Annotated in this window: 13 protein-coding genes; 11 read left to right on the top strand and 2 right to left on the bottom strand. The window is 42.6% G+C overall.

The features are described 5' to 3' along the window. Positions 1-3 precede the first annotated feature (3 nt). The 8 genes from OC23_RS13685 to OC23_RS13650 all read left to right on the top strand — a co-directional run bounded on the left by OC23_RS13685 (position 4) and on the right by OC23_RS13650 (position 8,668). Positions 4-864, top strand: coding sequence for a DUF3426 domain-containing protein (locus tag OC23_RS13685; RefSeq protein WP_038345436.1), 861 nt, complete (start codon positions 4-6; stop codon positions 862-864). Positions 865-1,238: 374 nt separating this feature from the next. Continuing rightward, a complete protein-coding gene (fis, locus tag OC23_RS13680) occupies positions 1,239-1,508 on the top strand; it encodes a DNA-binding transcriptional regulator Fis (protein WP_001086304.1) in 270 nt (89 codons plus the stop codon). Positions 1,509-1,588: 80 nt separating this feature from the next. Next, complete coding sequence (gene purH / locus OC23_RS13675; protein ID WP_038345435.1) at positions 1,589-3,163, top strand: bifunctional phosphoribosylaminoimidazolecarboxamide formyltransferase/IMP cyclohydrolase; 1,575 nt, start codon at positions 1,589-1,591, stop codon at positions 3,161-3,163. A 180-nt stretch (positions 3,164-3,343) separates the two neighbouring features. Next, a complete protein-coding gene (purD, locus tag OC23_RS13670; protein ID WP_038345434.1) occupies positions 3,344-4,630 on the top strand; it encodes a phosphoribosylamine--glycine ligase in 1,287 nt (428 codons plus the stop codon). A gap of 606 nt (positions 4,631-5,236) precedes the next feature. Next, the gene (locus OC23_RS13665; RefSeq protein WP_038345433.1) at positions 5,237-6,112 is read left to right on the top strand and encodes a MetQ/NlpA family ABC transporter substrate-binding protein; all 876 of its coding nucleotides are present in this window, start codon (positions 5,237-5,239) and stop codon (positions 6,110-6,112) included. Positions 6,113-6,183: 71 nt separating this feature from the next. Then, the gene (locus OC23_RS13660; protein ID WP_038345432.1) at positions 6,184-7,212 is read left to right on the top strand and encodes a methionine ABC transporter ATP-binding protein; all 1,029 of its coding nucleotides are present in this window, start codon (positions 6,184-6,186) and stop codon (positions 7,210-7,212) included. Then, positions 7,209-7,904 carry a methionine ABC transporter permease gene (locus OC23_RS13655; protein ID WP_038345430.1) on the top strand — a complete coding sequence of 232 codons (696 nt, stop codon included), beginning with the start codon at positions 7,209-7,211 and terminating at the stop codon, positions 7,902-7,904. The genes OC23_RS13660 and OC23_RS13655 overlap by 4 nt, the downstream gene beginning before the upstream one ends. A 137-nt stretch (positions 7,905-8,041) precedes the next feature. Beyond that, on the top strand, positions 8,042-8,668 hold the full coding sequence (locus OC23_RS13650) for a LysE family translocator (protein ID WP_038345429.1): 627 nt from the start codon (positions 8,042-8,044) through the stop codon (positions 8,666-8,668). 6 nt (positions 8,669-8,674) lie between these two features. Here the strand turns inward: OC23_RS13650 and OC23_RS13645 are convergent, their stop codons facing one another. Next, positions 8,675-9,541: a histone deacetylase gene (locus OC23_RS13645; RefSeq protein ID WP_038345428.1), complete on the bottom strand. Its 867-nt coding sequence runs from the start codon at positions 9,539-9,541 to the stop codon at positions 8,675-8,677. Then, positions 9,535-10,521: a hypothetical protein gene (locus OC23_RS13640; protein ID WP_038345427.1), complete on the bottom strand. Its 987-nt coding sequence runs from the start codon at positions 10,519-10,521 to the stop codon at positions 9,535-9,537. The genes OC23_RS13645 and OC23_RS13640 overlap by 7 nt, the downstream gene beginning before the upstream one ends. 346 nt (positions 10,522-10,867) lie before the next feature. Between OC23_RS13640 and gloB the strand changes: the two genes are divergently transcribed. From gloB to ahcY, 3 genes are all read left to right on the top strand, one after another. After that, positions 10,868-11,599 (top strand): hydroxyacylglutathione hydrolase, encoded by a 732-nt coding sequence (gloB, locus tag OC23_RS13635; protein WP_038345426.1) that lies wholly within the window; start codon positions 10,868-10,870, stop codon positions 11,597-11,599. Between the two features lie 297 nt (positions 11,600-11,896). Further along, positions 11,897-12,103, top strand: a complete 207-nt coding sequence (locus OC23_RS13630) for a hypothetical protein (RefSeq protein WP_004771531.1) — start codon at positions 11,897-11,899, stop codon at positions 12,101-12,103. Positions 12,104-12,602: 499 nt separating this feature from the next. Then, positions 12,603-13,985, top strand: a complete 1,383-nt coding sequence (ahcY, locus tag OC23_RS13625; RefSeq protein WP_038345425.1) for an adenosylhomocysteinase — start codon at positions 12,603-12,605, stop codon at positions 13,983-13,985. Positions 13,986-13,992 lie beyond the last annotated feature (7 nt).

Raw genomic sequence — 13,992 nt, 5'->3', positions numbered from 1 at the left:
CTTATGAGTGAAAAACAAACCCGCTGCCCTAAATGTTCAACTGTGTACAAAGTGACCCTTTCACAACTCAGTGTTGCACAGGGTATGGTTTGTTGTCCAAAATGTGTCATTAACTTTAATGCGTTGACCAATCTATTAAATACAGATAACGACACTATTGCTGCACCTGTCAATCGTTCACTTTTCTCGTCCATTCAGCCAGACAGTTCATTTGCAGAAAAGCAGATGCAAATCTTGAAGATCTTTGACCAGAAAATTGAAAACTCAAATATTGACCTGCTGACTTATCTTAATAATCTGAACTATTTCAATACTGAGCCTGTCACAGCCCTTCCCAACCTGAACCTGTCAGAAGATGCCCTGCTGATCGATCAGGAAAATAATGAAAAACAGCATGGCTGGCTGTATTACACCCTCTGGGGGGTCGGTAATATTGCACTGATTCTGGTGTTTGCATTCCAGATTCTCTGGTTTAATCCCAAGCTCATGCATGAAAGTCCGGCACTAAACAAAATGTTTAATTATGCCTGTGGCCTGCTGGCTTGCAAAACGACCAATGAACAGTATCAGTCGCTCAGTTTCGAGAAAGTAAAACTAAAACGTCTTAGTCAAAGTACAACCGGATTCTCGGGGGTACTGCTGAACCACGATGAAAACAGTGTGGTCCTGCCCCCGATTAAAGTAGTGCTGAAACAAAACGGTGAGGCTGTTTTCAATACCACCTTGAAACCGCAAGACTATCTGGTAGACAGTTTGAAAACCATTCAGCGTATTCCATCTAACAGCCCTTTCCGCTTTGAATTTACCCTTCCGGCCAGCAAAAACAGCTTCAATGACTATAGTTTAGAATTTGTACAGCCCTGAAAGCTCAAAAAAGTGACAAAAAAACAAAAAAAAGTGCAGTTAATTTGCTCACTTTTTCGCTGACAGTGGTATGATACGCGCCACGAATGCTTTAACCCACTTACTCCTCGTAATTTACAGACAATAAAATCGTTAAACGGACTGTGCTTTAATCCAATAAGCGCATTGTTGGTTTTTTTGTTTTTGAAAGTAGGCGGTAACAAATATTTAACTATTGTTACGCTTATTTTTTACACAACTCGAGGATTTGTGGCAAGCTAATAGTTCTTTTGTTTTAGAGTCACTGTTTTAGGATCTAAAACAGGGCTCAGTAATTTAGACCACATTTATATCACTTTACCCAAGTGATATTTTGATTTTTCGGATTAACACGCATGAATAGCAAATCTCCTATTTTTACGGCTCAATCTGATGTCGCTCTTCGCATCCACGTAGATCGCGCAGTACGTCATTATTTTGCACAATTGCAAGGTGAGCAACCATCTCAAGTTTATGACATGGTTTTAGCAGAAATGGAGAAACCTCTTTTATCTGTGGTCTTAGAATATACTCGTGGCAACCAAACACGTGCTGCCGAGATTTTAGGCCTTAACCGCGGAACTTTACGCAAAAAGTTAAAAGCTCACGGTTTAATGAGTGAATAATTGATAAAATGCTCACGTTCTCGTGGGCATTTTTTTTGCCTTTGTTTTAATCTGTAGACTTCAAACTGTTGACTAAAATCATGACTATCAAACGTGCTTTAATCTCTGTATCCGACAAAACCGGAATCGTTGAATTCGCTCAAAATCTTGTAGCGCTAGGGGTAGAAATCTTGTCTACCGGCGGTACTTACAAGTTGCTTAAAGACAACAATATCGCTGTGGTAGAAGTTTCTGAACATACAGGTTTTCCTGAAATGATGGATGGTCGTGTAAAAACTCTGCATCCAAAAATTCATGGAGGCATTCTGGCTCGTCGTGGTCTAGACGAAGCTGTCATGCAAGAACACAACATCGATCCAATTGATCTGGTGATTGTTAACCTTTATCCGTTTGCCGCAACTGTAGCAAAGCCAGACTGCTCACTTGCAGATGCCATTGAGAATATCGACATTGGCGGTCCGACCATGGTTCGCGCAGCAGCGAAAAACCATGCGTCAGTCGGTATCATTGTAAATGCTACTGACTATGATGCAGTGATTGCCGAATTAAAAGCCAACGGTAACCTTTCTTATGAAACACGTTTCGATTTAGCCGTAAAAGCATTTGAACATACTGCGCAATACGATGGCATGATTGCTTCTTATTTAGGTGCACGCGTGGGTAAAGCAGAAGGTGAAGCGGACCTGTTCCCGCGTACCTTCAATACACAACTAAATAAAGCACAAGATTTACGTTATGGTGAAAATCCGCATCAGAACGCAGCCTTCTATGTTGAAGCCAATGCCAAAGAAGCCTCTGTTTCTACTGCGAAGCAATTACAAGGCAAAGAACTTTCTTACAACAATATTGCAGATACCGATGCAGCACTTGAATGTGTCAAATCATTTGCGAAACCTGCCTGTGTCATCGTCAAACATGCCAACCCTTGTGGTGTTGCCGTTTCACTAGATGGCATCAAGGCTGCTTATGACCTTGCGTATGCTACCGATCCTGAGTCGGCTTTTGGCGGCATTATCGCTTTCAACCGCGAATTGGACACTGCAACAGCACAAGCAATCGTTGATCGCCAGTTCGTTGAAGTGATTATTGCACCAAGCATTGCAGAGGGTGTACTTGAAATCACCGGTGCGAAAAAGAATGTCCGCGTACTGGTCTGCGGCGAGCTCCCTGCAATTGATGCACGTGCGCCACAACTGGACTACAAACGCGTCAATGGCGGCTTACTGGTTCAAGACCAGGATTTAGGCATGATCACCAAAGATGACCTGAAGGTCGTGACCAAACGTGCACCGACTGAACAGGAAATCGATGACCTTATTTTTGCATGGAAAGTTGCAAAATATGTGAAATCAAATGCAATCGTATATGCGAAAAACCGTCAGACCATTGGTGTCGGCGCAGGTCAGATGAGTCGTGTCAACTCTGCCCGTATTGCAGCAATTAAAGCCGAACATGCAGGTCTGGTGGTTGAAGGTGCAGTCATGGCCTCTGATGCATTCTTCCCATTCCGTGACGGAATCGACAATGCTGCCAAAGCTGGCATCAAATGCATTATCCAGCCGGGCGGTTCAATGCGTGACGAAGAAACCATTGCGGCAGCAGATGAAGCCGGGATTGCCATGGTGTTCACGGGTATGCGTCACTTCCGTCATTAAATGATCTGAGTCTCAACGCAATCCTCCTAAATCCCCCTTTAAAAAAGGGGGACTTACTTTTTCACTCGAATAAGCTTGCTCCCCTCTTTCTCAAAGAGGGGTTTGGGGGAGATTCAGTGGGACTTTTTTATTCTGAACAGGTATATTCTTTAAATACGGAAAAAGGGAAATAACTTTATAATGAATATTTTAGTTTTGGGTAGCGGTGGCCGTGAACATGCACTTGCATGGAAAATCGCACAAGATGAAAAAGTCACTAAAGTTTTTGTTGCACCTGGTAATGCCGGTACCGCAACTGAAGACAAATGTGAAAATGTTGAACTGAATATTTTAGATAATCCAGCCATCATTGCTTTTGCCAAAGAAAACGATGTAGCTCTGGTCATTGTTGGCCCGGAAGCACCATTAGTCAATGGCGTAGTCGATGCTGCCCGTGAAGCCGGCTTAAAGATCTGGGGGCCAACCCAGTATGCGGCACAGCTTGAAGGCTCTAAAGCATTTGCCAAACACTTCCTGAAACGCCATAACATTCCAACCGCGTTTTATGAAGTATTTACCGAAGTCGACGCTGCCAAAGCGTATGTTGAGCAAAACGGCGCACCGATCGTGATTAAAGCCGATGGCCTTGCTGCGGGTAAAGGCGTGATCGTAGCCATGACCAATGAAGAAGCTTTTGCTGCCATTGATGACATGCTGGCAGGCAACAAGTTTGGTGATGCAGGCTCACGGGTCGTGATCGAACAGTTCCTGGCCGGTGAAGAAGCCAGCTTTATCTGTATGATTGATGGTAAAAATATCCTGCCTATGGCAACCTCACAAGACCATAAGCGTATTTTTGAAAATGATGAAGGTCCAAATACAGGGGGCATGGGCGCCTACTCGCCTGCTCCGGTAGTTACTGCCGAGGTCTTTGAGCGGGTCATGAATGAAGTGATGCGTCCGACCGTAGAAGGTATGGCAGCAGACGGTCACGTTTATACAGGTTTCTTATATGCTGGCTTGATGATCGATGAGCAAGGTCAACCACGTGTGATCGAGTTTAACTGCCGTTTTGGTGATCCGGAAACACAACCGATCATGATGCGCTTAAAATCATCTCTGGTCGATTTGGTGGAAGCAGGTATCGCGGGTAATTTACCAAGTGAAGCGGAATGGGATGAGCGCAAATCGATTGGGATCGTACTTGCTGCTGAGGGTTACCCTGAAACAGTACGTAAAGGCGATGTGATTTCAGGACTGGGACAATCTCCAGAAGACACCAAGATTTTCCATGCCGGTACTGCGATGAGTGCTGATGGTCATGTCATTACGGCAGGGGGTCGTGTACTGTGTGTCACCGCATTAGGTGATACTGTACTCGAAGCACAAATCAATGCACTCGAAGTTTGTGGTCAGGTTACTTTCACAGGTATGCAATACCGTAGCGATATTGGTTATCGCGCCATTGCCCGTGAAAAAGCAGAATAAACGACTTTCGTATAAAGCCTTCTTCGGAAGGCTTTTTTATTCTTTAAATTGCATAATTCCGGCTTCTATATTCATTATTTAAATATAAAATTCAGAAAAATATATATTTATTATTCAACTGAACTGCCACACTATCTTTTTTAAAAAATATATAAAACTATCATTGGTTTAGATTTACCCTGCCCAGAATTTCCTTTAACTTATCAGGCTCTTATGCAACATAACCCGCCGCTGTCCACTGTCCCCTGCATGCATTTATTGCTATGATTGCCGAAATTTTAGATGTTGTTTTTATGTTAACTCGATATTCTTTTTGATTTATTTCAAATGATTAGAATATTTAGCCTAACGAAACAAATTGCAGCTAAATCCAGATTTGATGAGAAAAAGATATGAATACTGCATTTCCCGCTGTATAAATATGACATGGGAACATGAATATTCATTTATTTTTCGCGTGTTGTGGAAAGGACTCTACGAAAACCTCAAGAATAACTCACGTGATTGTTTGAGGCCGATGCCAATTTACAACATACAAACCTATTGCCATCATTAATGCCTGAGAAATGCTGATTTTCTCGACATTATTCCGATTAGGATTTATACATGAAAAAGCTGATTAGTCTTTTTTTAAGTGTATCGGTGTTATTACTTGCAGCATGCAGTAAACAACCGGATACCGCATCTACCGAGCAAAAAGGTGATGCTGCTGCATTACAAACTGTTGTAATCGCTTCTACAGGTTCTGACGCCGATATCTGGCGTTATATCGCAACTTTACCTGAAACTAAAGCTGCGGGTCTTAAACTGGAAATCAAGAACTTCACTGACTATGTTGCCATGAATACAGCAGCAGCAAATAAAGAAGTCGATTTGAACGCATTCCAGTCTTACGCTTACCTTGTGGCATTTAATGCTGCCAATAAAGACAAGATTGCGCCTGTTTCAACAACCTATCTAGAACCTATGGGGATCTACTCAAGCAAGGTTAAAAAAGTTGAAGAATTTGCTGAAGGGGCAACCATTGCCATTCCAAATGACGGCGCAAACGAATCACGTGCTTTATTGCTTTTACAAAGTGCGGGGCTGGTCAAGCTAAAAGCAGATTTCGATCCGGTTAAAGGCACACCGGCTGACATTATCGAGAACCCTAAGAAAATCGTTATCAAACCAATTCAAATGGCAACAGCAGTACGTGTCAAAGATGAAGTAGATGCGATTTTACTGGGCAATACGCTGGCAATGGAAGGTGGTTTGAACGTTCTGAAAGATGCGATCTTCTATGAGCCTGTAGACCAGAGCACCAAGCTGAATGTTAACGTACTGGCGACTGCAGAATCTCGCAAAGATGATCCGGTCTTGCAAAAAGTAGGCACGCTTTACCATACTGAAGCTGTGAAAAAATATGTACAAGAACACTTTGCAGGTACCAAAGTTGACGTAAATAAGCCAACTAGCTATCTCACTGAAGCGAATTCGTAATATAATTCCCTGACATAAAACAGGCAAAGTGATTTTGCCTGTTTTTTCATTTTTGCATAGTATTGACGAACATGATCCAATTTAAAAACATTTCGAAACACTATCAGTTGAAAGGTCAAACGATCAACGCCCTGAACCAGATCAATTTAGAGATCCCGGACGGTAGCATCTTTGGCATTATCGGCTACAGTGGTGCAGGTAAAAGTACGTTAATCCGTTTGATTAATTTGCTGGAACGCCCTTCTCAGGGACAAGTGATAATCAATCAAAAAGACTTTACTGCAATGGATGCGCGTACCCTTCGTCAAGAACGTGCAAATATTGGCATGATCTTTCAGCACTTCAATTTACTGCAGACCAAAACCGTGTCTGAGAATATTGAAATGCCACTTAAGTTATTAGGTCACAGCAAGGCCGAACGTGAAAAACGGCTGGCTGAACTACTTGATTTTATCGATCTCAAACATAAAAAAGATGCCTATCCGGATGAACTTTCAGGCGGACAAAAACAACGTGTCGGGATTGCCCGTGCGCTGGCCAACCATCCTAAAATCCTGCTCTGTGACGAAGCAACTTCGGCGCTTGACCCACAAACAACTCAATCGGTTCTGGCGCTTTTAAAAAAGATTAACCAGGAACAAAACATTACCATTGTCATGGTGACCCATGAGATGGATGTGATTGAAACTGTTTGTGATTATGTCGCGGTCATGGAAGCAGGCCGTGTCATTGAAACCGGCCCGACACTGGATATCTTTAGCCAGCCACAGCACCCGACCACTAAAACCTTTATTCAAACCGTATTGCAGCAGCAATTACCGGTGAACATTTTAAGCAATCTTGAACACCAGCATCATAATAGTATTTACAGCTTGCAGTTTCTGGGTACTTCGGCACAGGAAACCGTCATTCAGGCTGCGATCAAGCAGTTTGATGTCAGTCTGAATATTCTGTTTGCCAATATGACCGAAATTAACGGTACCGTGATCGGACAAATGTTTATCCAGCTTCTGGGTGATCCATTAATTATTCAGGAGACCGTGCAATTCCTTGAACGCCAGGGTGTCAAAGTGGAACAATCGGGAGTAGTCGGCCAATGAGAGATTTAATTGTACAATGGCTGACTGAAGCCACAGCCCCGTTTTGGCATAGTTCGCTTTCGATCGACCAGTTTGTTACAGCGCTACAAGAAACCTTTCAAATGGTATTCTTCTCGCTGTTATTTGGTTGTATCTGGGGACTTGTTCAGGGCATTACATTAGTGGTTACGCGTACGGGCGGCATTTTACAGAATCGTGCGATTTATTATTTTCTCAACCCGATTGTGAATGCCCTGCGCTCCCTTCCCTTCATTATTCTCTTGATCGCCGTGATCCCGCTTACCAAAATGCTGGTGGGTACTTCAATCGGAACATGGGCCGCAATTGTGCCCCTGACGATCTATGTCGGTCCCTATTTAGGCCGCTTGATTGAAACCTCATTGCTTGAAGTCAATGAAGGTATTGTGGAATCGGCTCAGGCAATGGGCGCCTCGCCTTGGCAAATTATCTTCCGCTTTATTATTCCGGAAGCACGTAGTTCCCTGATTCTTAACCTGACCACGGGCACCATTTCCCTGATCGGTGCGACTGCAATGGCAGGTGCTGTAGGTGCAGGGGGGATCGGTGATCTGGCGATTTCGTATGGTTATCAACGTTTTGATACCAGCGTGGTGATTTTAACGGTCATCGTGTTACTGCTACTGGTTCAACTGGTGCAGATGCTAGGCGAATGGCTGGCTAAATTACGCTAATTTTCACTGGATGCATAATTAAGGAATATATTGCTCAGTCAGTATATTCCTTTAATTTTATACTCAAAAAACAACCAAATAATCTAAAATAAGAAACTATTCAAATAACAGTAAAATAATTCATTCATGAGAACAACATGGCATCGTTTGCAATATTAAGTACTTTTTTGATTACCACCTTTATTTTTGCCTATATTCCAGGGCCAGCAATGCTATATACCGCTGCACAGACCATAGCAAAGGGCCGGCAATCAGGTTTAATGGCTATTTTAGGCCTGTTTATAGGAGGATGCGTTCATATCATCGCCACCGCAGCCGGACTTACGACCCTATTTCATCTATTTCCATTTTTATATACCACGATTAAACTGATCGGCGCCTGCTGGTTGATTTGGTTAGGGATTAAACTTATAAAAAGTAATCCAAAACCTGATACACCTGATACCCTCAAACAGACAGCTGAAAAAACATTTAAACAAAGTATTTTGGTCGAAGTGTTAAATCCTAAAACTGCGATTTTTTATCTCGCATTTTTACCGCAATTCATCACGATGAATGTTCATTTTCCAATGTGGTTGCAATTTATAGTTTTAGGTTTAATTGTAAATACGATCTTTATTTCTGCAGATCTTGTTTGTGTTTTTCTGGCCAGTTTTGTCATGAACAAATTCAATAAATCCAGCAACATACAAAAAAATATGTCCCTATTGGGTGGTTTAGTCTTTATTTCTTTAGGCTTATTTCTGGCAATAGGGTCACAGTAGCCGAACTTATGGAAAGTAAATTGCATTGGCTGCCTTGAATGTATTGACATGTAAGGGCACCAATGCTTCCAGCGCCTGATATCCACCTGCCAATACAAACAGTAACGGGATTTTCATTTTCTTGGCCATGTCAAAAACAAGCCGGTCACGTTCAAATAGCAACTCGGTGGTCAACCATTTTGAACCATATTTATCATGCTGATGGCAGTCCATCCCGGCCTGATAAATTATCAGGTCTGTGTCCCGATGAGATGCATATTGAAAGGCTTCAAAGATTGCCTCGCGGTATAAGTCGAAATTGCCCTGTTTCGGATGAATATAACGGGTCAAACTACGTTCTCCAGCCCTACAGCCAAAACGGATTCCAAAAATTCCAAAATTGATCAGGTTACTCAAACGATTGCTAAAGATTGCAGTACCGTCACCGCCATGCTGATCGCAATCCAGAACGAAAATGCGTTTTTCTGGAAACTGCTTTGCCACCAGTGCCAGACCATTAAAAGTACAATAGGCCGCACCAGACTCATAACTGGCATGATGAAAGCCTTGGGCAATATTGGCAGCGATCCCTTCTTTCATGGCAATTTGCGCGCCTAACAGTTGCCCTGCCTGCACAGATAGAATGGCATCCCGCAACTGTTCATTCCATGGTTTGAATCCCTGAATGGTTGCAAAGGCAGATTCACCTGACAAAAATGCATCCACATATTGCGGGTGATGCAATTTCCTTAAAACTTCAGCATCAATCAGTCCGGGATCGACCAACTCAACCATGTTCCGGGCACGCAGCACCTCTGCAACAGCGGTCAGTTTTTCCATACTGTTGGTATGGGTCTGGGCATAATAGCGTGGGGAATAACAGGCTTTTAACATGGATGCCCTACATAAATTTGATCCTGGGCTATATCGATCAGCTGGCTTAATTCAGTACTGTCTGGACGGAACAGTCCGTTATCGACCTGCTGTTTAAAGTGGTAACCAAAGGCTCGGGCACGATTTTCCGGAGATACAGCCAAGGTGGTCAGGCGTAAAAACCAGAAACCGTTCATCTCGGCAACCGGTATTACATAGCCTTTATATTGCTTGTTTTTATGTTTGCTGAGTTGCTCAAGTGCATAGTTCGCTGAAAACAGGCTACCTGCAGGCAAGCGCACGCCATTCATCATTAAAGGCACCAGACTGATACAGGAATGATTGTCTCCCATATTCAGTTTTTCCATCATAATCGGTCGATTCTGGGCATCGACAAATATATTGATTTCACCCTGCCTTAATAGACGGTGATGGGCAATACGTAAAAAGAATTTTTCTGCCATAGGACAAGAGCCAACCTTGGGTTTCTCTGGCAAGGCACGACATTCGATCACCCCTGCGGCTGAGGCTGTTTGTGGCAGGATAATATCAGCAAGTAACTTGCAGATCAGGACACTTTCTTCCAGCTGTGCATATTGATAAACCGTTCTTAATCTGGCTTGAAAATCAACTTCCTGCTGCAAATACTGGGCAAAAGTCTCGTCAGGGTTCAAACGCATCAGACATTGCCGCACTTCGATATTGAGATCAAGGTTGCGCCATGTATCCAGTGCCAGACCATAGGAAGCTGATTGATTGAGAATATTCTTCAGGGCTCTGGTTTCATAATCTTCAAAAATCCGTAAGTCCTGAAAGCCCACCGGATCACGGGTCTGTGAAACAAATTCGGCAATTACCCGGGTCGCTTGTGTATAGCCACACCCCCGACGCTCGGTTTGATGGCTAAAGTGCTCATTCAGCATTTCTGTCAGCTTGGCAGAGAGCGGAGATAAATATGTTTTAAAAATCCTGACCACTTCATGATCGACTAAATCAGACATAAGCCCCCTACTGTTATCATGATTTAACACTCCCCGGCTTTATCTTGTTAAATCAAATCGTAGAGATTATTTAGCTTTAATAAAGTATTTTTATAGCCGTAAAGATGAATGTAAACCATTAACTTATAAAAATTTTATTTAATGTTTATTTAAAATGGCACCGTTGTCAACCACAAACAGGGCGGGTGAATTTGACCGTCAGAATCTGCCCTAAATAGTCAGTCCTGCCATAGAAGCAGCCCCATTTTTGCACTTCACCTGATTTGCACTTAAACTAGAAAAAAGCATTAAACATTTAATGTTTCAATCGCTATAACCACACGCTACAAAGATTCAGGACCCGGCTATGCATTATAAGATTCATGCAATTGACGTAAAAAATGCCTTAAAAAATTATATCTGGTTATTGGAAGATACGCAGCGCAAGGAAGCTGTTGCAATTGATCCGACCGAAGCTGAACTGGTTATAGATTTTTGTGCAGCACATCAACTGACCTTGAAGCAGGTCTGGCTGACACACTGGCATCCTGACCATACCGGCGGTGTACCCGGCTTGCTGGCCAGCCAGAATCTTCTGGTGTACGGACCACGCGATGAACTGAGCAAGGTTTCCTCAATCTCCAATCCATTACAAAATAACGATCATTTTTATTTTAATGACCTGAAAATTGAAATTATTGCCACCCCAGGTCACACTTTAGGCCATATCACTTACTTTATTGAAGAACTAGACAGTCTGTTTAGCGGTGATACCTTATTTGCAATGGGATGCGGCCGCTTGTTTGAAGGTACCCCCGAACAGATGTATCACTCATTAAACCGGCTTGCGGCTTTACCGATCCAGACCAAAGTATACTGTACGCATGAATATACTTTGGCCAATGGCGAGTTTGCCCTGACGGTAGAACCTCACAATGTTGCCTTGCAAGAACGTATGCGACAGGTCAAGGTATTAAGAGCTGCCGGACAAATGACCTTACCCAGTACCATTGAGCTGGAACTTGAGACCAATCCGTTTTTACGTACCGAAAGTGCCGAAGATTTCGCACGTATCCGCAGCCTGAAAGATCAGTTTTAATTATTGATTCAAATCCGGACAATTCATTTTCTACTTTTCTCTCAAGGTAGAAAATGAAATCATTTTTTACATTTATCATGAAATATTTATTTAAAAAATAATTTTAAAACAGGTGAAAAACAAAAAATTTTAATTTTTAAATTCAAATAGATACCAAATTATGAGATAAAATTCTACCTAGAAAAATTACGCTAATTTTACATTACTTACATGTGGCAAAATAATTCTATGCAATGCCCCTTTAAAAAAAATTATCTGGCCCTTATTAATAAATACATGTTCACAAGGAGATCTGTCATGAAAAACAGAGTTGTTAAAGCAAAAAACGTACTGGCATTCCGTATTTGGTTAGAAAAATTAGGATATTCCGTTAAAAATCTGACAGATAATCGTGGGTTTACCTTTAGCTTTAAAAAAGAATATGGTTTGGTGACTGGCGATCTTTCTGGTAACGCTTTAGCAATGCAGTTAGGTGAAGAATTCGAAGATCATTTAAAAGCCTAATGACAAAATTTCCTCAATATATGGATTCCAAAGGGATTTGGAATCCTTGATTTATACATCTCCTCTTCCTTTTCCCCCAGATTCAGATTTAATGCTGCATTTTCCAGTTAAATAAAATCTCAGGCTCTCCCCGGCTTCTCTCCAGAGCTGAGCAATAATTAAATATGCTTTGGGCATCCTAACGATAGTTACATTGCCTGCTATAGTTTCAGTGACTATTCACCCTTAGAATATCTGATCACGTCAAACCTGCCAGCGAATGGATAAAAACCTGTCAGCCAAAATGAATCATGTTGCAACTATCTGTGAAATGTCAGCAGTTCCTATTGGAACAAAACCGATTTCAAAGTATCATATGCCCCAGTCGAGGGATGCTGCGACGATTGATCGGCACTAAAGATCAATTTGCCAGGCTCGACGATCGGTTAGACCTTCGCTTTAACCAACAACGGCATCCGCGGACAGAATGATCCATACTATTTTTTTCTAGGAGATCCTGATGAACGCGGTGAATGCTTCATTTACAGATTATAAAGTTGCCGATATTTCCCTTGCTGACTACGGTCGTAAAGAGATCAAACTTGCTGAAGCAGAAATGCCAGCTTTGATCGGCTTGCGTAAGCGTTATTCAGCAGCTAAACCGCTTGCTGGTGCCAAGATTCTGGGTTGTATCCACATGACCATCCAGACTGCCGTGCTAATCGAAACTCTGGTTGAACTTGGTGCAGAAGTACGCTGGACTTCTTGTAACATCTTCTCGACCCAAGATCATGCTGCTGCTGCCATTGCTGCAAGCGGTGTTCCAGTGTTTGCCTGGAAAGGTGAAACAGAAGAAGAATATATGTGGTGTCTCGAACAGCAGATCAATGTAAATGGTCAGCCGTGGGATGCCAACATGATTCTGGATGATGGCGGTGACCTGACTGCACTTGTGCATGAAAAATACCCTGCTCTGCTTGAACGTATTCACGGTATTACCGAAGAAACCACAACAGGTGTTCAACGTCTGTTAGAGATGTGGAAAGAAGGTACCCTTAAAGTTCCGGCAATCAACGTCAATGACTCGATTACCAAATCAAAAAATGACAACAAGTACGGTTGCCGTCATTCATTAAACGATGCCATCAAACGTGCGACTGACATGTTACTTTCTGGCCGCCGTGCACTTGTCATCGGTTATGGTGACGTAGGTAAAGGTTCTGCACAATCTTTACGTCAGGAAGGCATGATCGTACGTGTCACTGAGGTTGACCCGATCTGTGCAATGCAGGCATGTATGGATGGCTACGAAGTTGTTTCTCCATATAAAAATGGTGTGCAAACTGGCAACAAAGAAGACATTAACCACGACCTACTTGGCAATACCGACCTTGTTGTGACAACGACTGGTAACTATCACGTCTGTGATGCAGCCATGCTGGATAGCTTAAAAGCAGGTGCGGTGGTATGTAACATCGGTCACTTTGATACTGAAATCGATACGGCTTACCTGCGTGGTTACAAATGGGTTGAAGTGAAGCCACAAGTACATCAGGTCTATCGTTCAGAAGATGAAAACAACTATTTGATCCTTTTATCTGAAGGTCGCCTGGTTAACCTTGGTAATGCAACAGGTCACCCTTCGCGTGTGATGGATGGTTCTTTTGCCAATCAGGTTTTAGGCCAGATGCATTTATTTGCCGAGAAGTTTGCTGACTTGCCAGCCGATCAAAAACAGGCTGCTATACGTGTTGAAGTACTTCCGAAGAAACTGGATGAAGAAGTTGCTGCAGCAATGGTTGTTGGTTTTGGTGGTGTGTTAACACAACTGACCCAGGAACAGGCAGATTATCTGGGTGTTCCTGTAGAAGGCCCGTTCAAATCTGACGCTTATAAATACTAAGAAAATC

The organism is Acinetobacter sp. A47 (genome assembly GCF_000805455.1).
GTDB lineage: Bacteria > Pseudomonadota > Gammaproteobacteria > Pseudomonadales > Moraxellaceae > Acinetobacter.
The sequence above is the reverse complement of the archived record's forward strand: the minus strand, read 5'-3'. Positions and strand labels throughout refer to the sequence as shown.

What these genes read in the sequence shown, in the direction of transcription:
- OC23_RS13655 (WP_038345430.1), top strand. Translation starts at nt 7,209, where the DNA reads ATGAGAGATTTAATTGTACAATGGCTGACTGAAGCCACAGCCCCGTTT.
- OC23_RS13665 (WP_038345433.1), top strand. Translation starts at nt 5,237, where the DNA reads ATGAAAAAGCTGATTAGTCTTTTTTTAAGTGTATCGGTGTTATTACTT.
- OC23_RS13645 (WP_038345428.1), bottom strand. Translation starts at nt 9,541, where the DNA reads ATGTTAAAAGCCTGTTATTCCCCACGCTATTATGCCCAGACCCATACC.
- purD (WP_038345434.1), top strand. Translation starts at nt 3,344, where the DNA reads ATGAATATTTTAGTTTTGGGTAGCGGTGGCCGTGAACATGCACTTGCA.
- OC23_RS13640 (WP_038345427.1), bottom strand. Translation starts at nt 10,521, where the DNA reads ATGTCTGATTTAGTCGATCATGAAGTGGTCAGGATTTTTAAAACATAT.
- gloB (WP_038345426.1), top strand. Translation starts at nt 10,868, where the DNA reads ATGCATTATAAGATTCATGCAATTGACGTAAAAAATGCCTTAAAAAAT.
- OC23_RS13685 (WP_038345436.1), top strand. Translation starts at nt 4, where the DNA reads ATGAGTGAAAAACAAACCCGCTGCCCTAAATGTTCAACTGTGTACAAA.
- ahcY (WP_038345425.1), top strand. Translation starts at nt 12,603, where the DNA reads ATGAACGCGGTGAATGCTTCATTTACAGATTATAAAGTTGCCGATATT.
- purH (WP_038345435.1), top strand. Translation starts at nt 1,589, where the DNA reads ATGACTATCAAACGTGCTTTAATCTCTGTATCCGACAAAACCGGAATC.
- OC23_RS13650 (WP_038345429.1), top strand. Translation starts at nt 8,042, where the DNA reads ATGGCATCGTTTGCAATATTAAGTACTTTTTTGATTACCACCTTTATT.
- OC23_RS13660 (WP_038345432.1), top strand. Translation starts at nt 6,184, where the DNA reads ATGATCCAATTTAAAAACATTTCGAAACACTATCAGTTGAAAGGTCAA.
- fis (WP_001086304.1), top strand. Translation starts at nt 1,239, where the DNA reads ATGAATAGCAAATCTCCTATTTTTACGGCTCAATCTGATGTCGCTCTT.
- OC23_RS13630 (WP_004771531.1), top strand. Translation starts at nt 11,897, where the DNA reads ATGAAAAACAGAGTTGTTAAAGCAAAAAACGTACTGGCATTCCGTATT.